Origin of the sequence: Pseudomonas lundensis, from assembly GCF_002269125.1 — a bacterium.
Classification (GTDB): Bacteria; Pseudomonadota; Gammaproteobacteria; order Pseudomonadales; family Pseudomonadaceae; genus Aquipseudomonas; species Aquipseudomonas lundensis_A.
In genome coordinates this window covers 108,360-129,943 of sequence record NZ_NQKI01000008.1, presented here as the reverse complement: position 1 = coordinate 129,943, position 21,584 = coordinate 108,360, and the positions used below count along the sequence as shown (strand labels likewise).

The 21,584-nt window shown below is 58.7% G+C and carries 19 protein-coding genes; 6 read left to right on the top strand and 13 right to left on the bottom strand.

Features of this window, described 5'->3' with window-relative positions:
- Positions 1 to 5: 5 nt before the first annotated feature.
- The 4 genes from CJF39_RS07610 to rpe all read right to left on the bottom strand — a co-directional run bounded on the left by CJF39_RS07610 (position 6) and on the right by rpe (position 3,658).
- A complete protein-coding gene (locus tag CJF39_RS07610) occupies positions 6 to 599 on the bottom strand; it encodes an aminodeoxychorismate/anthranilate synthase component II (RefSeq protein ID WP_094992856.1) in 594 nt (197 codons plus the stop codon).
- Between the two features lie 11 nt (positions 600 to 610).
- Positions 611 to 2,098 (bottom strand): anthranilate synthase component I, encoded by a 1,488-nt coding sequence (trpE, locus tag CJF39_RS07605; protein WP_094992855.1) that lies wholly within the window; start codon positions 2,096 to 2,098, stop codon positions 611 to 613.
- A 70-nt stretch (positions 2,099 to 2,168) separates the two neighbouring features.
- Positions 2,169 to 2,987, bottom strand: coding sequence for a phosphoglycolate phosphatase (locus CJF39_RS07600; protein WP_094992854.1), 819 nt, complete (start codon positions 2,985 to 2,987; stop codon positions 2,169 to 2,171).
- Positions 2,984 to 3,658, bottom strand: coding sequence for a ribulose-phosphate 3-epimerase (gene rpe, locus CJF39_RS07595; RefSeq protein ID WP_094992853.1), 675 nt, complete (start codon positions 3,656 to 3,658; stop codon positions 2,984 to 2,986). Before rpe ends, CJF39_RS07600 begins: the two co-directional genes overlap by 4 nt.
- Positions 3,659 to 3,875: 217 nt before the next feature.
- Here rpe and CJF39_RS07590 point away from each other — a divergent pair, with 217 nt between their 5' ends.
- The gene (locus CJF39_RS07590) at positions 3,876 to 4,334 is read left to right on the top strand and encodes an REP-associated tyrosine transposase (protein WP_094992852.1); all 459 of its coding nucleotides are present in this window, start codon (positions 3,876 to 3,878) and stop codon (positions 4,332 to 4,334) included.
- On the opposite strand, the gene CJF39_RS22990 is transcribed toward CJF39_RS07590, so the two are convergent.
- From CJF39_RS22990 to CJF39_RS07560, 6 genes are all read right to left on the bottom strand, one after another.
- On the bottom strand, positions 4,331 to 5,161 hold the full coding sequence (locus tag CJF39_RS22990) for an ABC transporter permease (protein WP_094992851.1): 831 nt from the start codon (positions 5,159 to 5,161) through the stop codon (positions 4,331 to 4,333). The genes CJF39_RS07590 and CJF39_RS22990 overlap by 4 nt on opposite strands.
- 10 nt (positions 5,162 to 5,171) lie before the next feature.
- Positions 5,172 to 6,419, bottom strand: coding sequence for an ABC transporter permease (locus CJF39_RS07580; protein ID WP_094992850.1), 1,248 nt, complete (start codon positions 6,417 to 6,419; stop codon positions 5,172 to 5,174).
- 68 nt (positions 6,420 to 6,487) lie between these two features.
- Positions 6,488 to 7,528 carry an ABC transporter substrate-binding protein gene (locus CJF39_RS07575; RefSeq protein ID WP_094992849.1) on the bottom strand — a complete coding sequence of 347 codons (1,041 nt, stop codon included), beginning with the start codon at positions 7,526 to 7,528 and terminating at the stop codon, positions 6,488 to 6,490.
- 35 nt (positions 7,529 to 7,563) lie between these two features.
- Positions 7,564 to 8,688, bottom strand: a complete 1,125-nt coding sequence (locus CJF39_RS07570) for an ABC transporter ATP-binding protein (RefSeq protein ID WP_094992848.1) — start codon at positions 8,686 to 8,688, stop codon at positions 7,564 to 7,566.
- Between the two features lie 250 nt (positions 8,689 to 8,938).
- Positions 8,939 to 9,568, bottom strand: a complete 630-nt coding sequence (locus CJF39_RS07565) for a response regulator (RefSeq protein WP_094992847.1) — start codon at positions 9,566 to 9,568, stop codon at positions 8,939 to 8,941.
- A 19-nt stretch (positions 9,569 to 9,587) separates the two neighbouring features.
- The gene (locus CJF39_RS07560; protein WP_094992846.1) at positions 9,588 to 11,981 is read right to left on the bottom strand and encodes a PAS domain-containing sensor histidine kinase; all 2,394 of its coding nucleotides are present in this window, start codon (positions 11,979 to 11,981) and stop codon (positions 9,588 to 9,590) included.
- A 74-nt stretch (positions 11,982 to 12,055) separates the two neighbouring features.
- Here CJF39_RS07560 and CJF39_RS07555 point away from each other — a divergent pair, with 74 nt between their 5' ends.
- A complete protein-coding gene (locus CJF39_RS07555; RefSeq protein WP_094992845.1) occupies positions 12,056 to 13,054 on the top strand; it encodes an alpha/beta hydrolase family protein in 999 nt (332 codons plus the stop codon).
- A 3-nt stretch (positions 13,055 to 13,057) separates the two neighbouring features.
- On the opposite strand, the gene CJF39_RS07550 is transcribed toward CJF39_RS07555, so the two are convergent.
- Genes CJF39_RS07550 through CJF39_RS07540 form a run of 3 tightly spaced genes read right to left on the bottom strand, consistent with a single transcriptional unit; the run spans position 13,058 to position 15,517 of the window.
- Entirely contained in the window at positions 13,058 to 13,822 is a 765-nt protein-coding gene (locus CJF39_RS07550) for a TerB family tellurite resistance protein (protein ID WP_094992844.1), read from the bottom strand.
- A 1-nt stretch (position 13,823) separates the two neighbouring features.
- Positions 13,824 to 14,495, bottom strand: coding sequence for an N-acetylmuramate alpha-1-phosphate uridylyltransferase MurU (gene murU, locus CJF39_RS07545; protein WP_094992843.1), 672 nt, complete (start codon positions 14,493 to 14,495; stop codon positions 13,824 to 13,826).
- A complete protein-coding gene (locus tag CJF39_RS07540; protein WP_094992842.1) occupies positions 14,492 to 15,517 on the bottom strand; it encodes an aminoglycoside phosphotransferase family protein in 1,026 nt (341 codons plus the stop codon). The genes murU and CJF39_RS07540 overlap by 4 nt, the downstream gene beginning before the upstream one ends.
- A 130-nt stretch (positions 15,518 to 15,647) precedes the next feature.
- Between CJF39_RS07540 and CJF39_RS07535 the strand changes: the two genes are divergently transcribed.
- Genes CJF39_RS07535 through rsmA form a run of 4 tightly spaced genes read left to right on the top strand, consistent with a single transcriptional unit; the run spans position 15,648 to position 21,553 of the window.
- The gene (locus tag CJF39_RS07535; RefSeq protein ID WP_094992841.1) at positions 15,648 to 18,437 is read left to right on the top strand and encodes an LPS-assembly protein LptD; all 2,790 of its coding nucleotides are present in this window, start codon (positions 15,648 to 15,650) and stop codon (positions 18,435 to 18,437) included.
- Positions 18,412 to 19,752 carry a peptidylprolyl isomerase SurA gene (gene surA / locus CJF39_RS07530; protein ID WP_170942650.1) on the top strand — a complete coding sequence of 447 codons (1,341 nt, stop codon included), beginning with the start codon at positions 18,412 to 18,414 and terminating at the stop codon, positions 19,750 to 19,752. Before CJF39_RS07535 ends, surA begins: the two co-directional genes overlap by 26 nt.
- A gap of 17 nt (positions 19,753 to 19,769) precedes the next feature.
- Complete coding sequence (gene pdxA, locus CJF39_RS07525) at positions 19,770 to 20,738, top strand: 4-hydroxythreonine-4-phosphate dehydrogenase PdxA (protein ID WP_170942651.1); 969 nt, start codon at positions 19,770 to 19,772, stop codon at positions 20,736 to 20,738.
- Positions 20,735 to 21,553, top strand: coding sequence for a 16S rRNA (adenine(1518)-N(6)/adenine(1519)-N(6))-dimethyltransferase RsmA (gene rsmA / locus CJF39_RS07520; protein ID WP_094992839.1), 819 nt, complete (start codon positions 20,735 to 20,737; stop codon positions 21,551 to 21,553). The genes pdxA and rsmA overlap by 4 nt, the downstream gene beginning before the upstream one ends.
- The last annotated feature ends 31 nt before the right edge of the window (positions 21,554 to 21,584 follow it).

Sequence of the window (21,584 nt, the reverse complement as noted above, 5' to 3'; positions counted from 1 at the left end):
AGTCCTTAGCGCGTGCCGCCGGTTTGTTTAAGAAAATTGGCGAACAGTTCATGACCTTGTTCGGTCAGGATCGATTCAGGGTGAAACTGCACCCCTTCGATGTTGAGGGTTTTATGGCGCAAGCCCATGATCTCGTCGACCGAACCATCGGCATGTTGCGTCCAGGCCGTCAGCTCGAGGCAGTCGGGCAATGTCTCGCGCTTGACCACCAGCGAGTGATAGCGAGTAACGGTCAACGGGTTGTTCAACCCCTGGAACACCCCCGTATCGAGGTGATAAACCGGACTGGTCTTGCCATGCATCACCTGACGCGCTCGCACCACGTCGCCGCCAAAGGCCTGGCCGATGGATTGATGCCCCAGGCACACGCCCAGAATTGGCAATTTGCCCGCAAAGTGCTGGATAGCTTCCAGCGAGATGCCTGCCTCATTCGGCGTGCACGGGCCGGGCGAGACCACAATGCGCTCGGGCTTGAGCGCTTCGATCTCGGCCACGGTCAGCTCATCGTTGCGCACCACCTTGACCTCTGCACCCAGCTCGCCGAGGTACTGCACTACGTTGTACGTAAAAGAGTCGTAATTATCGATCATCAGCAACATGGCTAAGCTCCTCAGGCGTCGGACGCGGGGGTTTGTTCGGCGAGCGCTACGGCACGAAACATCGCGCGGCGTTTATTCAGCGTCTCTTCCCACTCCAGGGCCGGTACCGAGTCAGCGACAATGCCGCCACCCGCTTGCACATGCAATTCACCGTTCTTGATCACCGCCGTACGAATGGCGATGGCCGTGTCCATATTGCCGTTCCAGGCGAAGTAACCGACCGCACCGCCATACACACCACGCTTGACCGGCTCCAGCTCGTCGATGATTTCCATCGCACGGATTTTCGGCGCACCCGACAACGTGCCTGCCGGGAGAATCGCCCGCAGCGCGTCCATCGCCGTCAGACCGCTTTTTAGCTGTCCGGTGACGTTGGAAACGATGTGCATCACGTTGGAATAACGTTCGATCACCATTTTTTCGGTGAGTTTGACCGAGCCGATTTCAGAGACCCGGCCGGTGTCATTGCGCCCCAGGTCGATCAGCATCAAGTGTTCGGCGATTTCCTTGTCATCGCTGAGCAGGTCTTGCTCCAGCGCCACATCCGCTTCTTCGGTTGCTCCCCGCGGGCGGGTGCCAGCAATCGGGCGCACGGTAATCAGGTTGTCTTCGACCCGCACCAGCACTTCAGGCGAACTGCCCACTACGTGGAAGTCACCGAAGTTGAAAAAGTACATATAAGGTGTCGGATTGAAGCAGCGCAGCGCGCGGTACAAATCAATAGGCGCGGCCTTGAAGTCGATGGACATCCGCTGCGATGGCACAACCTGCATGCAATCGCCCGCCAGGATGTAGTCCTTGATGGTGTCGACGGCTTTCTCGTAGTCGCTCTGGGTAAAGCTGGAGCGGAAAACCGGATCAGCAGCCTGTTGTGCCGTGAAGTCCAGACCGCGACGCGGCGCAATCGGCTGGCGCAGTTGCTCAAGCAAGGCTTCAAGCCGCGCCTGACCGTCTTCGTACGCATCAGGCTGTGCCGGATCGACCAGCACAATCGCGTGCATCTTGCCTGCCAGGTTGTCGAACACCACCACGGCATCCGACACCATCAACAGGATGTCCGGCACGCCCAGCGGATCAGGGTTCGGGCATTTGCCCAAACGTTTTTCCACATACCGCACACAGTCATAACCGAAGTAGCCTACCAGCCCGCCATTGAAACGCGGCAATCCGGCAATGGTCGGCACGTTGTAACGGGCCTTGAAGGCTTCGACAAACGCCAGCGGATCATCGGCCACGCAGGACTCGATCTCAACACCGTCGTGGGTCACGCGCACCTGATGGTCGTGTACCCGCAATACGGTGCGGCACGGTAAACCGATGATCGAGTAACGCCCCCACTTCTCGCCGCCCTGCACCGACTCCAGCAAATAGGAGTTGGGCTCATCGGCCAATTTCAAGTAGATCGACAGCGGTGTGTCGAAGTCGGCAAGGGTTTCGCGGGCAAGCGGGATACGGTTATAGCCGGCAGCGGCCAAACGCAGGAATTCTTCACGGATCATGAGGTGCCTCGTGGTCTGAGGGTCAAACAGTCAGGTATGCAAACGTGCCGGATCTCCGGCCAGATTCAAGTCAGGCGCGCCAACGCCAACGGGCCAGGGCCTTGATAACTTTCATCCAGAGTTTGCGAGTGACCACCACGATGGAATCTCTACGAGAGGGGTGAACAGAAGAGCCCAACGGTATCTCAGCCGCCGAATCTAAGCAACCGGCTATCAGCTCCTGCAAATTGCCAATCACCATGTCAGGCGACTCTTCTTCAATCGGGCGACCGTGGTTGTAGCCGTAGTTCAGGGCCACGCAACGCACGCCAGCAGCTTTGGCTGCCAACACGTCATTGCGTGAATCACCGATAAACATCGATTGCTGCGGGGTGACCCCGGCCATTTTCATCACAAACAGCAGCGCGGCGGGATCAGGCTTTTTCTGTGGCAAGGTGTCACCGCCAATGATCCAGCGGAAAAACCGGCCCAGCTTCAACTCATCCAGCAGCGGCGCCACGAAGCGTTCGGGCTTGTTGGTAATCAGGGCCATTTCGACGCCCTGCTTTTGCAGCCACTTGAGGCTTTCACGCACGCCCGGGTAAACCTTGGTGTGCGCATGGCCACCCTCGTAGGCCTCCATGAACACTTCCAGCGCCTGCTCAGCCTCGGCATCATCGACGCCCGACGCATCCAGATTGCCTGCCAGCGCCCGGCGCACCAGCATCGGCGCCCCGTTGCCGATCCACATCTTGACGTTTTCGAGCCCGGCAGGCGGACGCCCAAGCGTCTGCAACATGGTTTCCACCGCAGCCGCGAGGTCCGGCACCGAATCAATCAGGGTGCCGTCCAGATCGAACATCACCAGTTTTGGCAGCTGCCCTTGCAGTAGCTGCTCAAAACCGCTCATGGGCGAGCCAACGCAAGCTCGGCGCGCATTTTTTGAATCACTTCTTCGTAATTCGGCGTGTTGAAAATTGCCGAGCCCGCGACAAACGTGTCGGCGCCAGCTTCTGCAATTTCACGGATGTTGCCGACGTTCACCCCCCCATCGATCTCCAGACGGATGTCGCGGCCCGATGCATCGATCAGCGCACGGGCTTCACGCAATTTGTCGAGAGTACCGGGAATGAACTTCTGGCCGCCGAAGCCGGGGTTCACGCTCATCAGCAAAACCATGTCGACCTTGTCCATCACGTACTTGAGCACGTCCAGCGGGGTGGCCGGGTTAAACACCAGGCCCGCCTTGCAACCACCTTCGCGGATCAATTGCAGGGAACGGTCGATGTGCTGCGTGGCTTCAGGGTGGAAGGTGATGTAAGTCGCGCCAGCTTCGATGAAGTCACCGATGATGCGGTCCACCGGGCTGACCATCAAATGCGCGTCGATGGGAGCCGTGATCCCGTACTTGCGCAAGGCCGCGCACACCATCGGGCCGATGGTCAGGTTGGGCACGTAATGATTGTCCATGACATCGAAGTGAACGATGTCAGCACCCGCTGCGAGAACGTTGTCCACCTCTTCGCCAAGACGGGCGAAATCGGCAGAAAGAATCGATGGGGCAATAGCGAAGGGCTGCATGACGCACCTTTTAGTGAGCTAAACACGGTGGCGCGCATTGTATACCGCCGACCGCGACCCGCACACCGCCTCGCAGACGCTACGCGACCGATCGCAGCCTTCGGCGGCGAGTGAGCCCCCAGGGAGCTTCCGGCAATATCTTGCGAACAAAGGCACAAGGCATGCTTCCACAACCCGTCTAGGTTTAAACAACGATCACCACGAGGAAGGCAACGGAATGCCGAAGTCCTACAGCAGCGGGCAACTCTTGAAAGGCCGTAACACCGAGCCCGGCCGTGTTTATTTGCTCACCACCGTTACCGAACAACGCCGCCCGATCTTCAGCGACTTTCACGTGGGACGTCTCGTGGTCAATCAACTCAAGCAGGCGCACGACGATGGCATCGTCAAGTCAATCGCATGGGTTGTGATGCCTGATCATTGCCACTGGCTTGTCGAGTTGCGTCACAAAACGCTGGGAGAAGTGATGTGCAGGGTTAAATCGCGCAGCAGCCTGACCATCAACGAAATGACCTGCGCCAGTGAGCGTGTCTGGCAAAAAGGGTTTTATGACCGAGTCCTGCACGAAGAAGAAGACCTCAAGGCCACCGCCCGCCACCTGATCAAAAACCCGATTCGCGCGCAACTGACTACACGAATCGGGGATTACCCGTTATGGGACGCCTGTTGGGTCTAGCCCTGAACCTGCGCCGTACGCATTTTCTCGCTGCGCCCGCGCAACCACTCAAGGGTCAGCAGCAGTACCACAGAGAATGCGATCAGCAACGTGGCCGCCGCCGCAATGGTCGGGCTGAGGTTTTCGCGAATGCCGCTGAACATCTGGCGTGGCAAGGTCGCTTGCTCAGGCCCGGCCAGAAACAGCGTCACCACCACTTCATCAAATGACGTGGCGAAGGCGAACAGGGCACCAGAAATGACGCCCGGCGCAATCAGCGGCAAGGTCACCCGACGGAACGCCGTCAAGGGCGACGCCCCCAGGCTGGCAGCCGCACGCACCAGGTTGTGATTAAAACCCTGCAATGTCGCAGACACGGTGATGATGACAAATGGCACACCTAACACCGCATGCACCACGATCAACGAGAAGTAACTGTTGCCCAGTCCCAGCGGTGCAAAAAACAGGTAACTGGCCACGCCGATGATGACCACTGGCACCACCATAGGCGATATCACCAGTGCCATGACCAGCGCCTTGCCCGGGAAGTCACCACGGGTGAGACCAATCGCCGCCAACGTACCGAACACCATAGCCAGCACTGTGGCAGCCGGCGCAACGATGACGCTGTTTCTCAGCGCGCGCATCCATTCGGCAGAGGCGAAGAAATCCTGATACCAGTGCAGGGAAAACCCTTGCAGCGGGTACACCAGAAAGCTCCCCGAGTTGAAGGACAACGGAATGATGACCAGCACAGGCAAGATCAGGAATAGCAGAATCAGTGCGCAAAGGATGCGCAAACTGTAGAACCAGATCCGCTCAACGGGAGACATGTACGGGCTCAGCATGGCGATCTCCTTAACTCAAACGCAGGCGGGTGGCACCCACCAGCCAGTTGTAAATCAGGTACAGCACGACAGTCGCCAGCAGCAGCAAGCCGCCCAGTGCCGTGGCCATGCCCCAGTTGATACTGGTGTTGGTGTAGAACGCCACAAAGTAACTGACCATTTGATCGTTCGGGCTGCCGAGCAAGGCGGGGGTGATGTAGTAGCCAATTGCGATGATGAACACCAGCAAGCAACCAGCCCCCACACCGGCATAAGTTTGTGGGAAATACACACGCCAGAAGCTCGTAAATGGGTGGCATCCCAATGAGATGGCCGCACGCATATAGGTCGGAGAAATACCCTTCATCACGCTGTAAATCGGCAGGATCATAAATGGCAGCAAAATGTGCACCATTGCGATGTACACGCCGGTGCGATTGAACACCAGTTCCATCGGTTTATCGATCAGCCCCATGCTCATCAACGCGCTATTGATCAACCCGCCCGATTGCAGCAACACAATCCAGGCCGCGACCCGCACCAGCACAGACGTCCAGAACGGCAGCAGCACCAGAATCATCAACAGGTTGCTCTGGCGTGCAGGCAAGTTGGCCAGCAGATAGGCCAAAGGGTACGCCAGCACCAGACAGATGCAGGTAATGACCAGCCCCATCCAGAAGGTCCGGGCGAAAATATCCAGATAAATCGCCTGATCCGGAGTAGCGGGAGCCACTTCACCCAAGTCATCAATACGGTGATCGACAGCCGCCAGCAGATAAAACGGCGTCACACTTGAGCTGTTGCGCTTGATCGCCTGCCAATACGCCGGATCACCCCAACGCTCGTCGAGGGCTTCTAGTGCATCTTTATAAGAGTCAGGTGCAACCTTGAAAGGCAGCGCTTTGGCGGTTTTCATCAGCAAACTGCGATAACCGGCCAATTCCATGTTCAGACGTTTCGACAAATCACCCAGGACTTGATTCTTGCGCGCCTCAGCCAAGTCTTCGCTAAGCGCCAGATACACCGGTTCGGCCGGTAAGCCTTTACCATCCCACCCATGCACGGCCACCACAGTGCGTGGCAGACCTTCGACCACTTCCGGGTTGCCGACACTTTTATAAAGCAGCGCTGCAATTGGCACCAAAAACACCAGCAGCAAGAAAATCACCAGAGGCGCAATCAACGCCTGTGCTTTCCAGCGATTCACGCGCTCGGCATGCGCCAGACGCTTCTTCAAGCTGGGGCTGGAGACTTCGTTCAGGGGGATGGCGATGGCCATGGCGAACTCCGCAAATCTTTAAACAAGGGCGGCGCGACCCGATCAGGCGCGCCGCGTGTCAGCGCTGCTTACTTGGCAGCCCAGGCGTTAAAACGCTGCTCCAGTTGCTCACCGTTATCAGCCCAGAAGCTGACATCGATCTGCACTTGATCCTTGATGTTCTCGGGTGCTGTCGGCATGTCCGCTTGTACCGCCTGCGGCAGCAAAGGCATCGCCTCTTTATTGGCAGGGCCATACGCGATGTTTTGCGAGTACATGCTCTGCTGCTGAGGTTGCAGCGTGAACTGCATGAACTTCTTCGCCGCGTCGGCTTTGTCTTTGCTCAAGCCTTTAGGGATGGCCCAGGCGTCAAAGTCGTAAATCCCGCCATTCCAGACAATTTTCAGGTTGCTCTCTTTCTGCACCGCGGCGATACGCCCGTTGTACGCAGAGCTCATCACTACATCGCCTGAAGCCAGGTACTGCGGTGGCTGTGCACCGGCCTCCCACCACTGAATGCTGGGCTTCAGCTCGTCGAGTTTCTTGAAGGCGCGGTTCTGGCCGTCCTTGCTCGCCAACACTTTGTACACGTCCTTGGGCGCAACGCCGTCCGCCATCAAGGCAAATTCCAAGGTGTACTTGGCGCCCTTACGCAACCCGCGCTTGCCGGGGAATGTTTTGGTGTCCCAGAAATCCGCCCAACTGGTCGGCGCTGTTTTCAGCTTGTCGGCGTTGTACGCCATCACAGTCGACCACACGAAGAAACCAGCGCCGCATGACTGGATTGCACCGGAAACGTACTGATCAGGATTGCCGAACAGTGCCGGGTCCAGTTGCTCAAACATGTCTTCGTCACAGCCACGGGATAATTCCGGAGACTCAACTTCGACCAGGTCCCACGAGATGCTTTTGGTGTCGACCATGGCCTTGATCTTGGCCATTTCGCCGTTGTATTCACCGGCGATGATTTTGCCGTCGCCCTTGGCTTCCCAAGGCGCGTAGAACGCTTTGACCTGCGCGGCCTTGTTCGCCCCGCCAAACGAGACCACGGTCAGGTCGGTGGCTGCCAACGCATTGGCGGCGCACATCAGGCCCAAGCTCAAGGCCGTGAGTTTCAGTGTTTTATGCATTTTTATTCTCCACAGGGTTGGTGAAGCCGGGGCGATTAATTCGCCTCTAAGAGAGGGTCCAGCGCACGTACGTGTTCAACCTGCCAACCGAGTGGCACCACGTCACCGACGGCCAGCGTCGGGTCCAGTTCGGCAATCGGCTGTTTCACAAAAAAATCGTTCTTACCGCAGACTTCCAGACGCACCCGCACGTGGTCGCCCAGATAGATGAACTCTTCGACGCGCCCCGAGAACCGGTTCACGCAAGCCTCGCTGGCGCCGTTAAGGCTGATGCGTTCCGGTCGGATCGACAGGGTCACGGGCTCGCCGGTACGGCCGACATTCACCGCCAGCGCCTGAACCTTCTCGCCTCGGCTCAGCTCTACCACGCAGCGCTCGCCGTCCTGACTGTGCAGGCGGCCATTGAGGCGATTGTTCTCGCCAATGAAGTTGGCAACAAAGGTGTTCTTGGGTTCTTCATACAAGCAACGCGGCGGGGCGATCTGCTGGATTTCACCTTGGTGAAACACCGCCACCCGATCCGACATGGTCAGCGCTTCGCCCTGATCGTGAGTGACGTAGACCACTGTCACGCCAAGGCGCTGGTGCAGGTGCTTGATCTCCATCTGCATGTGCTCGCGCAGCTGTTTATCCAGTGCCCCCAGCGGTTCGTCCATCAACACCAGCTGCGGTTCGAACACCAGCGCCCGCGCCAGCGCAACCCGCTGTTGCTGGCCGCCGGAAAGCTGTGCCGGGTAACGCTGGGCGAAGGCATCGAGCTGCACCATGCTCAGCACGCGCTTGACCCGCTCGCTGATGTCGGTGCGATTGAGGCCGCGCACCGACAACGGGAAACCCAGGTTTTCGGCCACAGTCATGTGCGGGAACAACGCATAGTTCTGAAACACCATGCCGATGTCGCGTTTGTGCGGCGGCACGTTGTTGATAGAACGGCCCCCCAGCTGGATCTCGCCCGCGGTGGGGGTTTCAAACCCTGCGAGCATCATCAAGCTGGTGGTTTTGCCCGACCCAGACGGCCCGAGCAAGGTCAGAAACTCGCCTTTGCGAATGTCCAGGTTAAGGTCTTTAACAATCAGGTTTTCGCCATCGTAGCTTTTCTGCACACCACGAAAGCTGACCAAAATGTCATTCGACCCAGCGCTTGCACCGACCTCACTCATAGCTACACCTTTTTGTTTTGGACTGCTGTAGTCCAAGACTAAAGAAGGCATCACCCCCCAGAAATCGGGGCGCAGGAGAGATTTACATCAGGAGCCTGGAAGATTGCGGGTAGGGCACGCCCTACAAGGATGTCGTGAATAGAACACTGGGTAACGGCGGACACCGCTAGCGGCTGAAACGCTGCTCAAAAACAGTCGCAAACAGGCATGCCCTGCAGCCTCGGCTAAAACGCTCGCAGCTCGTCAGCCGTTACACCAGCTTATGCTCCATTGCGTATTTCACCAGTTCCGCCAACGAGGTGACGTGAAGTTTTTGCATCAGCCGCGCTTTGTGGGTGCTGATGGTTTTGCTGCTCAGGGCCAGTTGCTGGGCGATATCATTCACGTTCACCCCTTGCGCCAGCCGTTCAAACACCGAGAACTCGCGCTCTGACAACAGCGCATGCAGCGGGCGTGAGTCAGTTAGCCCTACTTCAAAGACCATCCGGTCCGCCAGCTCGGGGTCGATGTAGCGCCCGCCCGCCGCGACTTTACGAATGGCCATCAGCAAGAGTGCGGGATCGCTGTCCTTGGTCGCGTAACCCGCCGCGCCGAATTTCAGCGCCCTCGCCGCCATCTGTGCCTCGTCGTGCATCGACAGCACCAGGATCGCGGGCGGGTTATTCAAGGCCCGGATGCGCGGGATCGCTTCCAGCCCGTTCACGCCGGGCATGGAAATGTCCAGCAGCACCACCTCGCACGGCACATGGCGCAGGGTTTCCAGCAATTGCTCGCCATTGCTTGCCTCCCCCACCACCCGCAGGTCCTTGGCCAGGCCGATCAATTGCTTGATCCCTTCCCGCACGATGGTGTGGTCTTCAGCTACCAGTACACGAATCACAGACAGCTCCTCCTCAAGGTCATTGCGGATCCGTCGTCAACGGTACCCGCACACTCAGCGTCGTGCCTTCACCTGGCACACTGTGCACCGACAGCGTGCCGCCCATCATCAATACACGTTCACGCATGCCCACCAGCCCGAAGGACGTCGGCCTGCCCGTGACAGGAATAAAGCCCTGGCCATCATCGCTAATGGTCAGGCACAACGCATGCGCTTCAACGGTCAGGGTTAACTCTACGGTTTGTGCCTGAGCATGACGCATCACGTTGGTCAGCGCCTCCTGCAAAATTCGGAATAGTCCTACTTCCTTGGCCGCACTCAGAGGTGGTAAATGCTCAGGAACCTGCACCAGACATGGAATGTGCGTACGCGCTTCGAAGCGCTGCGCCTGCCATTCGATGGCCGAACTGATGCCTGCATCCAGAATTGGCGGCCGCAGCGCAGTGGCCACATCGCGCACCAACTGGAACAACTGGGCGATGAGCTTTTTCATGCTGTTCAAGCGCTCACGCAGGCCAGGGTCCAGATCCGCATAGGCCAGCTCGCACATGGAGGTTTCAAGCTTGAGCACGGTCAACATTTGCCCCAACTCGTCGTGCACTTCTCGGGCAATGCGCGCCTTTTCTTCTTCGCGCACACTTTCAAGGTGCGCCGACAGTTCACGCAACTGCCCGCGAGAACTGTCCAGTTCCAGTTCGATACGCTTGCTTTCGCTGATGTCCCAGACGATGCCGTCCCACACCACAGTGCCATCTTGCAGGCGACGGGTAATGGCCTTGATCTCGGCCCAGCGCTGCTCGCCTTTACGCGTGACAATCCGCCCCTGCCATGACCAATCGCTGTCGCTATCGAGCGCCTGATCCTGCACACGGTGGTAATCCGCCTTGTCGTCCGGGTGCACAAGGCTGCGCAAACCGACTTCACGTTTACGTAACGTCGCTGGCGAGAACCCGGCCAGACTTTCGCTACCTTCACTGATGTAGGGGAAGTCCAGTTCGCCCGTGAGTAACGAGCGCTCCAGACGAAACACCAGCCCTGGGACGTTGGCCGCGATCCCTTGCAGGCGAGCATCACTTTCTTGCAACGCCGCCTGCACACGACGGCGCTCGGTGATGTCATTGAGATACACCACCAAGTATTCAGCGGCCTGAAAGCGCAAAAAACTGAGCGTGACGTCGGCCGGGAAGGTGCTGCCATCCGCACGCACGCAATTTGTTTCAAACCGTTGCGCGCCCTCTTCGCCAGCCCGCGCACGCTTCCATAGCCCCAACCAGCGGTCCATGCTCAGCCCCGGTTCAAAATCACTCAAAGGCCGCTCAAGCAGGGCACCCGGCGCGCACCCGAGCATGTGCTCGGCGGCCAGATTGGCATAGCGCACGTGACTGTCCCAATTGACCCAAAGGATGCCAACCGGGCTGCGGTCAATTGAAAACTGAGTCAGCCGCAATGCCTCGGCACTCGCTGCGCGCAGGGCGATGTCTTCGCGTGCACTCAGCAGCGCCCGTTCCAGTGAGGTTTGCTGGCGACGCTGCCAGAACACAATCGCCATGCTCGCCAGCAGTAAGGTACCGATCAACAGGCTGAAGTTCTGCCAAAAACCGGGAGACGGTCCGGCGTGGGGATACTTGGGCTGCAACCAGCGCGCGTGCAACTGCTCCATATCCCGCGCCGGAATGGCGTGCAAACCGCGCTCGACGATGCTGGCCAGCTCCGGCCAGTCGCGCCGGGTGGCCACGCGCAGCAAGAGTGGCAAACCAATATCACCTACCACTGCCAATCCTGAGAACTCGGGTTCGCTGGACAAGCGACTGAGCTGCGCTTCATCAATCACGGCGTAAGTGGCTTGCTGGCTCAGCAACAATTGCAAGGCCTGGCGCTCCAGTGGAACACCCTGCAAATTCAGCCCCGGATAGCTGGTTCGCAAGAACTCTGCCGTGGCGCCAGGCATGCGCACGGCCACGCGAGTCTTGCTGTCGAGGCGCTCCAAATCGACAGCGCCGCTGCCGTCGCGCACGCCCACAATCAGCTGCGGGACGCGCATGTAGGGGTCAGAAAATTGCCACAGCCGCAGCCCCGCCGGGGTTTGCATCAGGCCCGGCACCAGGTCGATTTCCCCGTCACGGGCGGCTTTTTCCAAGTGCGCCAGGTCCGGGTAATTGCGCCACAGCAACTCAACGTTAAGTGCCTGCGCCAACCATTTCATCAGTTCAACATTGGCCCCGGACAGCTGCTGCAAGCGCTGGTCAAAGCGCGCGTACGGGGCTTGCAGCACCAGCCCGACGCGTAATTCCCGATGCTGCGACAGCCATTGCTGTTGCTCGGCACTCAATTGCGCCGCTGGCACAGGCGCCGCGTGGCCCATCAAGGGCAGCCAAAACCAGCCGATAACCAACAGATAGCAAAAACGTGTCATCTGAACGCTCACACCCTGACAAATACTGATCAACCCTTTAGGCTGCCGGGATTACTTCTGGCCTGGAAAAACTGATGTCTTCTTACCGCCTGGCACTGCCAGCCCTGTGCCTGTCGTTGTTATTGCCCCTGGCGTTTCCTGTTCAGGCGGACGACTCGGCGCCCGTTGCTGAACCCGCCCAACCCAAGCCCGTGGAGCGCGAGCCGCTGCCCGAACGCAGCCAGGAAGACGCGGCCGCGTTGGAGCGGCAACTCCCGCCACACGAGCAGCAACAGCTCCAAGCCGGTGAAGGCAACTTTCTCGCACTGTGGAAGCCCGCCAATAACAGCGACCCCAGCGGTGCGGTGATTATTGTCCCCGGCGCTGGCGAAACCGCAGATTGGCCAATCGTTGTCGGCCCGCTGCGCAACAAGCTGCCGGACGCCCATTGGGCAAGCCTGAGCCTAAGTTTGCCGGACATGCAAAGCGAAGCCAGTCAGGCACGCACCGCTGAACCAGAGAAATTGCCTACACCGCAAGCGCCAGACAGTAGCAGCAAAGACGCCAGCACCACAGCCAAACCTATCGAACAAGCCGCCAGTGTCGGCACTGAAAACCCGGCCCCGGACCTGAAGCCGGTGGCGTCGTTGGAAGAAATGAACAAGGCGGATGCCGAGCGGATTTTCGCCCGTATCGAGGCGGCAATTGCCTTCGCGCAACAACAAAACGCGCGCAGCATCGTACTGCTGGGGCACGGCACAGGTGCGTACTGGGCAGCACGCTACATCGCCGAGAAACAACCGGCGCAAGTGGGCAAGCTGATCATGGTCGCCGCGCAAACACCGGTGCAGGCACCGGCAGACTTGAGCCTGATGACGCCTGGCCTCAAGGTCGCGCTGCTGGACGTGTTCTATAAAGACAACGCGTTACTGCGCAAGGCCGCCCTGCAACGGTTGCAAGCCAGCAAGCGGGTCAATGGCGGGGATTTCACTCAGGTGGCACTGACTGCGATGCCGGGGAACCGCGATGCTGGCCAAGAACAGTTGTATCGCCGGATTCGCGGTTGGCTCAGCCCACAGCCTGTGGATAAGTAACGGTCAAAACCCGCGCCGCTGGCGGATCAACGCGTAGGCGTGATGCAGCTCGCGGGTTTTCCCTGTCGCGTCCAGCACCTGCGCCGGGCTAGCCCCTGAACCGGCCACTTTGTCAGGGTGATGACGGCTGAGCAAACGTCGATACGCCCGTTTGATGTGCACCGGGTCGCTCTGATGAGTGACCCCGAGCAGCGTCAGCGACTCCTGATAAGTCCCGCCGCGCGTGGCCAGCGGCCTTTTCTGCGGCTCGTAATCAGCCCCCAGTGCCTGAATCTGTTGCGGGGTCCAGCCCAACCATTTACCCCATAGCCCGATCAACTCACGCTCTTGCGTGTCAACCCGCCCGTCCGCCACGATCATCCGCCAGCAAGCGCGCAACACGCCTTCTGCCGCATGGGGTTGCGCCTTGAGACGCCGCAGGTAACCGCGTAATGAGTCATTGCCGGACTTGCCCCGATTAAACGCAGCGATCGCGCGCTTCTGCGCGGGGGCGCTCATGTCGAGCAAGCGCATCTCCTGTCGCGCCTGCTCGATATGCTTATCCACCACGCGCCCGCCGCTTTTGGCCAGACGGCCGAGCAACACGAACAACAGTTCGTCATTGCGCAGCGCAGCACGACCGCCAAGGCGTTCGCGCACATGCGCCCAGCTTTGCAGGTTCAGACGCCGATCCAGCGCCTGCCCCAACAAAGCACCCAACATGGCCCCCGGAATGCTGGCAATCAAAAACCCGCCTCCGGCTCCAATCAGAGTCCCTGGCCACAGCATCTTAGTGAGCGCCCTTAATCAGGCTTTCGACCTCAGCCAAACGCTCGTGCGTGCCTACATCTACCCAATGCCCTTGCAAACGCTCTCCTGTGACATGGCCTGCGGCCATGGCTGTACGTAATAACGGAGCCAGCTTGAACGCGCCGGGCTCGCACCCGCGCAACAACGCCGGGCTCAACACGGCAATACCGCTATAGGTCAGTACCTGCGCATCGGGTTGCGCATCCTGAACTTGCGCATCAATCAGGCTGAAATCACCCGTGGGATGATGGGGCGGGTTGTCCACCAGCACCAGATGCGCCAGACCGGCGAGAGGCCGACGCAACGCACCAAAATCGTAGTCAGTCCAGATATCACCGTTCACCACCACGAACGGGTTATCGCCCAACAAAGGCAATGCTTTAAAAATACCGCCACCGGTCTCCAGCGGCTCGCCTTCTGCGGAGTATTGAATGCTTACCCCGAAACGCGAACCGTCGCCCAGATGATCCTCGATCTGCTGACCCAGCCAGGCGTGATTGATCACAATCTCGGTAAACCCTGCCGCCGCGAGCGCACGCAGGTGGTATTCGATCAAGGGCACACCGCCCGCACGGATCAAGGGCTTGGGGGTATGCAGGGTCAAAGGCCGCAGGCGCTCACCTTTGCCCGCGGCCAAAATCATCGCCTTCATGCCTGAGCCTCAACCGGTTCAGGCAGGCTGGCAAAAAGCTCACCCAGTTCAGACAGCTCCGGGCGGCGGGCCAAAACGGCTTCTATATAAGAGAGGAAACGCGGCACATCGGCCAGGTAGCGGGGTTTGCCATCGCGATGGCAAATGCGGGCAAAAATGCCGATCACCTTCAAGTGCCGCTGCACGCCCATCAAGTCGCTGGCACGCAGGAAATCCTCAAACTCGGGCTGCACCGGGATCGCCAGGCGGCGCGCACTTTTCCAGTACTGGGCCAGCCATTGCCGCACCCGTTCTTCAGGCCAACTGAGGAAGGCATCTTTGAACAGGCACGTGATGTCGTAGGTCACCGGCCCGTACACCGCATCCTGGAAATCCAGCACGCCGGGGTTGGGAATGCTCAGCATCAGGTTGCGCGGCATAAAGTCGCGGTGCACCAGCACCTTGGGCTGAGCCAGCGCGCTGTCGATCAGCAGATCGCTGACCCGTTGCCACTGCGCCTGCTGTTGCTCATCCAACTCAATCCCCAAATGACGGCGAACGTACCATTCAGGGAACAATTCGAGCTCACGGCGCAATAAAGCCGCGTCATAGCTGGGCAACGGCGCGATCATGGGCAACTGCTGAAAAGCCAGCAGTGCTTTGATGGCATCGTCGAACAGCTTATCGCCGTTGTGGTCATTAATGACGTCGAGAAAGGTTTTATTGCCCAAGTCATTGAGCAAAAGAAACCCGCGCTCGAGGTCTTGAGCAAAAATTTCCGGCACATTTATCTCGCTGATACGCAGTAATTCAGCGATATCGACGAAAGGTTTGCAGTTTTCCTGGGGCGGCGGGGCGTCCATAACAATAAAACTGCGCCCCTCACCTTCCCAGCGAAAATACCGCCGAAAACTCGCATCACTGCTGGCTGCAGTCAGCGTGGCCGGGGGTACGGCGCCCCATCCGTTGTTTAAAAATAGGGCTGACAATTGCTCATCGAGCCAAACTTTAAGGTGTTGCAGGCGTACATCTTGGTCAGGCATTACGTGGGTCTCCGACGGCCCTAGCCGTCAAGCGGGTCATGCTTTATTATCCAGCATCTTTTCCAGACCATCGAGAGGCGTGCGGCCCCCACCGCGGGCTGATGGCACGCAGGAAGCCCGGACTAATAAGATGGCATTGAAATCCCCCGCGTTTCGTAAAAAATTTCCGTTGCTGGTAACCGGCAGTTTGCTGGCCATGCAACCTCTAGCCACGCCTTTCGCTGTTGCCGAGGAGCAGTATGACTGTTCTGTGTCGGCTACGGGCGGCTGGGACTGCGCACCGAAAGCGACCACGGCTCAATTGCCGCCGCGTCCGGTTCACAGCGGCAACTCGGTGGGCGCCAGTGGCGAAACCGTCGAGCAGGTCGCTCAGACCCCATTGGTGACAGAAGCCAAAGGCCGTGGTCTGAAAGCGCGCAGTGCTGACTACAGTCACCTCGACTGGGTTCCGCGAGACAAGCTGACCCCCGCACAACTGGCCGAAACCGGCCCGTATTGCGCGGGCGCTTACGTCGAGCCGATCCGTCCGGGCATGAACGACCCGACCAGCAAAAGCGACGCGCCTACCTTTATTGGCGCCAAGGCCTCGCGCTATCAGCAAGAAGAGCAGATCGCGACGCTGGCCGGTGACGTTGTCATGCGTCAGGGCAGCATGCAGATCGAAGCCGACGAAGCCAGCCTGTATCAGGCTGAAAACCGCGGTGAGCTTAACGGCAAGGTCCGCCTGCGCGACAACGGTGCACTGATCGTGGGCGACCACGCCGACGTTCAACTCGACACCGGTGCGGCCAAGGTCGACAACGCGGAATACATCCTGCACAAGTCGCGCATCCGCGGCAGTGCGCTGTACGCCAAGCGTGGCGAAAACGCGATCATCCGCCTCAAGGATGGTACGTACACCACGTGCGAACCGAACAGCAACGCCTGGCAACTCAAGGGCAACAACATCACGTTGAACCCGGCCACCGGTTTCGGTACGGCGACCAACGTGACGTTGCGGGTCAAAGACATTCCGGTCTTCTACACCCCGTACATTTATTTCCCGATCGACGATCGCCGTCAGTCCGGTTTCCTGCCGCCGTCGTTCAGCAGCAGCACCGACACCGGCTTTATGCTCGTGACCCCGTACTACTTCAACCTGGCGCCCAACTACGACGCCACGTTGTACCCGCGCTACATGACCAAACGCGGCTTGTTGATGGAAGGCGAATTCCGCTACCTGACCGAGTCCAGCGAAGGCCAGTTCGGTGCTGCTTATCTGAACGACAAGGATGACAAGCGCAAAGACCAAACCGACTACAAAGACACCCGCTACATGTTCAACTGGCAGCACAAGGGTGGCCTGGATTCGCGCGTACTGACTGAGGTCGACTACACCAAGATCAGCGATCCTTATTACTTCCAGGATCTGCAAAGTGACCAGATCGGTGTTGAGAGCCGGGAATACGTAAATCAGCAAGGTTCCGTGACTTACCGTGGCGACACGTTCAACGCCAGGTTGAACGCGCAGGCCTATCAAATGGCCACCGTGACGCAAATCACGCCTTACAACAAGTTGCCGCAAATCACCTTCAATGGTGCGCTGCCGTACCACCCGGGCGGTCTGAATTTCAAATACGACACTGAGCTGGTGCGGTTCGATCGCGACCTTGAAAACGGGATGTACGTCAATGAAGACGGCACTTCTGCTAAACGTCTTGACACTAACGTTACAGGTCTAGCCCGCGCCAACGGTACACGTCTAAATCTTGCGCCAAGCATGAGCCTGCCGATGACAGCGAGCTATGGCTATGTCACGCCAACGCTCAAGTACATGTACACCCAGTACGATCTTGATCTGGATGGCACTGGGAAAAGTGACATCGTACGAGCTCAAGCCAACGCGGCAAAAAATGGAACGATTTACAACGGGGGCGTTTATAAAGGTTCCCAAAACCGCAGCGTTCCAATTGCCAGTATCGACAGCGGCCTGTACTTCGATCGCAACACTCAATGGTTCGGCACCAATTACCGCCAGACCCTGGAGCCGCGTGCGTTCTATCTGTATGTGCCTGAGCGCAATCAGCAAGACATCCCGGTGTTTGATACCAGCGAAAGCACTTTTAGCTACTCCTCGCTGTGGCGCGACAATCGCTTCTCCGGAAGCGACCGTGTAGGCGACGAAAACAAGCTGTCGCTGGGCGTGACCAGCCGCTGGATCGAAGAAAATGGCTTTGAGCGTCAACGGGTCAGCGTTGGCCAGGCGTACTACTTCAAGGATCGCAAGGTTCAACTGCCGGGCATTTCCGACGACCGTAAAGATGCCACCTCCAGCGTTTCGCCGTATGCACTCGAGTACGCCTACCGTTTCAACCGCGACTGGCGCGCAACTGCTGACTACAACTGGGACCCGGAAACCCGCAGCCCTCGTTCTGGCAGTGCGATGATGCACTATCAGCCCGAAGACAACCCGAACAAGGTGGTCAACGCAGGCTTCCGCTACCGCAATGACCAAGTTCGCTATGACCAGTACACCGGTAAGTGGACAGTCGGCGGTGGTGACTACCTGTCGCCTGGTCAGCCTGGCTATATCAAGGATTACTATAAGATCAAGCAGCACGACTTCTCGGTTATCTGGCCGATCGTGCCGCAGTGGAACGTCATCAGCCGCTGGCAGTACGACTACAACCGTAACCGTACGCTGGAAGCCTTTGGTGGCTTCGAGTACGACAACTGCTGCTGGAAACTTCGTCTGATCAACCGTTACTGGGTCTCCAACGACGAATATACCCAAGAAGCCCCTCAAAACGAGAAGGGCGACCATGGTCTCTTCCTTCAAATTGTGCTGAAAGGTCTCGGTGGCGTTGTTGGCACCAAAGTAGAGAGCTTCCTCGACAAAGGCATCCAAGGTTATCGTGAACGTGAAGATCAAGCTTTCTGAGTGTTTGCGCCCGCTAGTGCTGGGCGCGTTGTTCCTGGGTACTGCGGCTCACGCCGCGGTTCAACCCCTGGATAGTGTTGTGGCCATCGTCGACAACGACGTGATCATGCAGAGCCAACTGGACCAGCGTGTTCATGAAGTTCAGCAGACCATCGCCAAGCGCAATCAGGGCGTTCCGCCCAAGAGCGTGCTGGATCAGCAAGTGCTTGAGCGCCTGATCGTTGAGAACCTGCAATTGCAGCTCGGCGAACGCATGGGTATTCGTATTACCGATGAAGAGCTGAACGATGCTGTCGCCACCATTGCCCAGCGCAATGGCATGACCGTCGACCAGTTCCGCAAGGCCCTGGCGCACGACGGTCTGTCTTATGAAGACGCCCGTGAGCAGATCCGTCGTGAAATGACGATCAGCCGTGTGCGCCAGCGTCGTGTCGCCGAGCGTATCCAGGTCACGGATCAAGAAGTGCAGAACTTCTTGAAATCCGACCTGGGCAAGATGCAGATGTCCGAAGAGTTCCAGTTGGCCAACATTCTGATTCCAACGCCTGAAAGCGCGAATTCGGAAGCCATCCAGAACGCCTATAAGCAAGCGGTTGATGTATATAACCAACTGAAGAAAGGCGCTGACTTCGGCCAGATGGCCATTGCCCGCTCCGGCAGCGATACCGCATTGGAAGGCGGCGACATGGGCTGGCGTAAAGCCGCTCAACTGCCACCTCCGTTCGATCGCCTGCTCAGCGAAATGCCGGTTGGCGGGATCACTGAGCCTATCCGGACACCGGGCGGCTTCATCATCCTCAAGCTCAATGACAAGCGCGGTGGCCAGTCTGTGGTTGTGGACGAAGTGCATGTTCGCCACATCCTGATCAAGCCAAGCGAAATCCGCACTGAAGCGCAGACCGAAGCCCTGATCAACAAAATCCACGACCGCATCGAAGCGGGCGAAGATTTTGCCACCCTGGCAAAAACCTACTCCGAAGACCCCGGTTCGGCACTCAACGGTGGCGATTTGAACTGGGTAAACCCCAACTCACTGGTTCCCGAGTTCCGTGCTGCCATGCTCGATACGCCTCAAGGTGTATTGTCCAAGCCGTTCCAGACTCAATACGGCTGGCATGTGCTTGAAGTACTTGGTCGCCGCGCCACTGACAGCACCTCTCAAGCTCGCGAGCAACAGGCCATGAACGCCTTGCGTAACCGCAAGTACGATGAAGAGCTGCAAAGCTGGTTGCGTCAGATCCGCGACGAAGCCTACGTAGAGATCAAACTGCCCGGCGCGACCTCGGACGAGAGCGCAAGCCAGGCGGCACAGTGAACACCCAGCGGTTTGCAATGACACCCGGCGAACCGGCAGGCATAGGTCCAGATCTGTGCCTGCTGCTCGCCTCGCAACACCAGCCCCATCCCCTGATTGCCATTACCAGCTGCGACCTGCTCTCTGAGCGGGCCGCCAGGCTGGGTGTGGCCGTCAACCTGCTGCCCGTCACGCCGGGGCAGTGGCCCAAGCAACCGGCACCCGCAGGCAGCTTGTATGTATGGGATACCCCGCTCAGCGCACCGGTTACGCCCGGTGTACTGGACAAAGCCAATGCGGCCTTTGTGCTGCACACCTTGACCCGTGCGGCTCAAGGCTGCCTGGACGGCGACTTCGCAGGCATGATTACTGCCCCTGTCCATAAGGGCGTCATCAACGAAGCCGGCATCCCGTTTTCCGGCCATACCGAATTTCTCGCCGACCTGACGCGCACCGAGCACGTGGTAATGATGCTCGCCACCCGCGGCCTTCGCGTGGCGCTTGTCACCACGCACCTGCCGCTGCGTCAGGTTGCAGATGCAATCACCCCCGAACGCCTGATGCGGGTGACGCGTATTCTGCACGCCGACCTGCAGCAAAAGTTCGGCATTGCCCAACCGCGAATTCTGGTGTGCGGGCTCAACCCCCATGCTGGTGAGGGCGGGCATTTGGGCCGTGAAGAAATCGATATTATCGAACCCACCCTGGAGCTTCTGCGCAGCGAGGGCATGGACCTACGTGGCCCGCTGCCTGCCGACACTCTGTTTACCCCCAAATATCTGGAGCACTGTGACGCAGTGCTGGCGATGTACCACGACCAAGGCCTGCCCGTGCTGAAGTACAAAGGGTTTGGTGCCGCCGTCAACATCACCCTTGGCTTGCCGATCGTCCGCACCTCTGTTGACCATGGCACTGCCCTGGATCTGGCGGGCAGCGGCAAGATCGACACCGGCAGCCTGCAAGTCGCCCTGGAAACCGCCTACCAGATGGCCGAGACCCGTTTATGAACGAGCAATACCAACACAAGGCGCGTAAGCGTTTTGGTCAAAACTTCCTGCACGATGCTGGTGTTATTGACCGCATCCTGCGCGCCATCAATGCCAAGGCGGGCGACCGCCTGCTGGAAATCGGCCCGGGCCAGGGTGCATTGACAGAAGGCATCCTCAACAGTGGCGGCCAGCTTGATGTGGTCGAACTGGACAAAGACCTGATCCCGATCCTCAATCAACAGTTCGCAGGCATGAGCAACTTCAACCTGCATCAGGGCGACGCCCTCAAGTTCGACTTCAATACACTGGGTGCGGCGCCCCGCACCCTGCGTGTGGTCGGCAACCTGCCGTACAACATCTCCACACCGCTGATTTTCCACCTGCTGAAAAACGCCGAGCTGATCCGCGACATGCACTTCATGCTGCAAAAAGAAGTGGTAGAGCGCATGGCTGCTGGCCCAGGCGGCGGCGACTGGGGCCGGTTGTCGATCATGGTTCAGTACCATTGCCGTGTGGAACACCTGTTCAACGTAGGTCCGGGCGCATTCAACCCGCCACCTAAAGTCGACTCTGCCATTGTGCGCCTGGTGCCACACGAGACCCTGCCACACCCGGCCAAGGATCATCGTCTGCTAGAGCGCGTCGTGCGCGAAGCTTTCAACCAGCGTCGCAAAACCTTGCGCAACACCCTCAAGGCCTTGCTGAGTAATGCGCAAATCGAAGCAGCCGGGGTCGATGGCAGCAAGCGTCCCGAGCAACTCGACCTGGCAGCATTCGTGCGTCTGGCCGACAAACTGAGCGAGCAAGCCGTCGCAGCGCCCGCTGCCGACTGACCGTCCTTACAAATCGGGTACTGGCCGCATC

Bases quoted from the DNA above. Each gene is read 5' to 3' on its own strand.
- CJF39_RS07610 (WP_094992856.1), bottom strand. From the start codon at position 599: ATGTTGCTGATGATCGATAATTACGACTCTTTTACGTACAACGTAGTG.
- trpE (WP_094992855.1), bottom strand. From the start codon at position 2,098: ATGATCCGTGAAGAATTCCTGCGTTTGGCCGCTGCCGGCTATAACCGT.
- CJF39_RS07600 (WP_094992854.1), bottom strand. From the start codon at position 2,987: ATGAGCGGTTTTGAGCAGCTACTGCAAGGGCAGCTGCCAAAACTGGTG.
- rpe (WP_094992853.1), bottom strand. From the start codon at position 3,658: ATGCAGCCCTTCGCTATTGCCCCATCGATTCTTTCTGCCGATTTCGCC.
- CJF39_RS07590 (WP_094992852.1), top strand. From the start codon at position 3,876: ATGCCGAAGTCCTACAGCAGCGGGCAACTCTTGAAAGGCCGTAACACC.
- CJF39_RS22990 (WP_094992851.1), bottom strand. From the start codon at position 5,161: ATGCTGAGCCCGTACATGTCTCCCGTTGAGCGGATCTGGTTCTACAGT.
- CJF39_RS07580 (WP_094992850.1), bottom strand. From the start codon at position 6,419: ATGGCCATCGCCATCCCCCTGAACGAAGTCTCCAGCCCCAGCTTGAAG.
- CJF39_RS07575 (WP_094992849.1), bottom strand. From the start codon at position 7,528: ATGCATAAAACACTGAAACTCACGGCCTTGAGCTTGGGCCTGATGTGC.
- CJF39_RS07570 (WP_094992848.1), bottom strand. From the start codon at position 8,688: ATGAGTGAGGTCGGTGCAAGCGCTGGGTCGAATGACATTTTGGTCAGC.
- CJF39_RS07560 (WP_094992846.1), bottom strand. From the start codon at position 11,981: ATGACACGTTTTTGCTATCTGTTGGTTATCGGCTGGTTTTGGCTGCCC.
- CJF39_RS07555 (WP_094992845.1), top strand. From the start codon at position 12,056: ATGTCTTCTTACCGCCTGGCACTGCCAGCCCTGTGCCTGTCGTTGTTA.
- CJF39_RS07550 (WP_094992844.1), bottom strand. From the start codon at position 13,822: ATGCTGTGGCCAGGGACTCTGATTGGAGCCGGAGGCGGGTTTTTGATT.
- murU (WP_094992843.1), bottom strand. From the start codon at position 14,495: ATGAAGGCGATGATTTTGGCCGCGGGCAAAGGTGAGCGCCTGCGGCCT.
- CJF39_RS07540 (WP_094992842.1), bottom strand. From the start codon at position 15,517: ATGCCTGACCAAGATGTACGCCTGCAACACCTTAAAGTTTGGCTCGAT.
- CJF39_RS07535 (WP_094992841.1), top strand. From the start codon at position 15,648: ATGGCATTGAAATCCCCCGCGTTTCGTAAAAAATTTCCGTTGCTGGTA.
- pdxA (WP_170942651.1), top strand. From the start codon at position 19,770: ATGACACCCGGCGAACCGGCAGGCATAGGTCCAGATCTGTGCCTGCTG.
- rsmA (WP_094992839.1), top strand. From the start codon at position 20,735: ATGAACGAGCAATACCAACACAAGGCGCGTAAGCGTTTTGGTCAAAAC.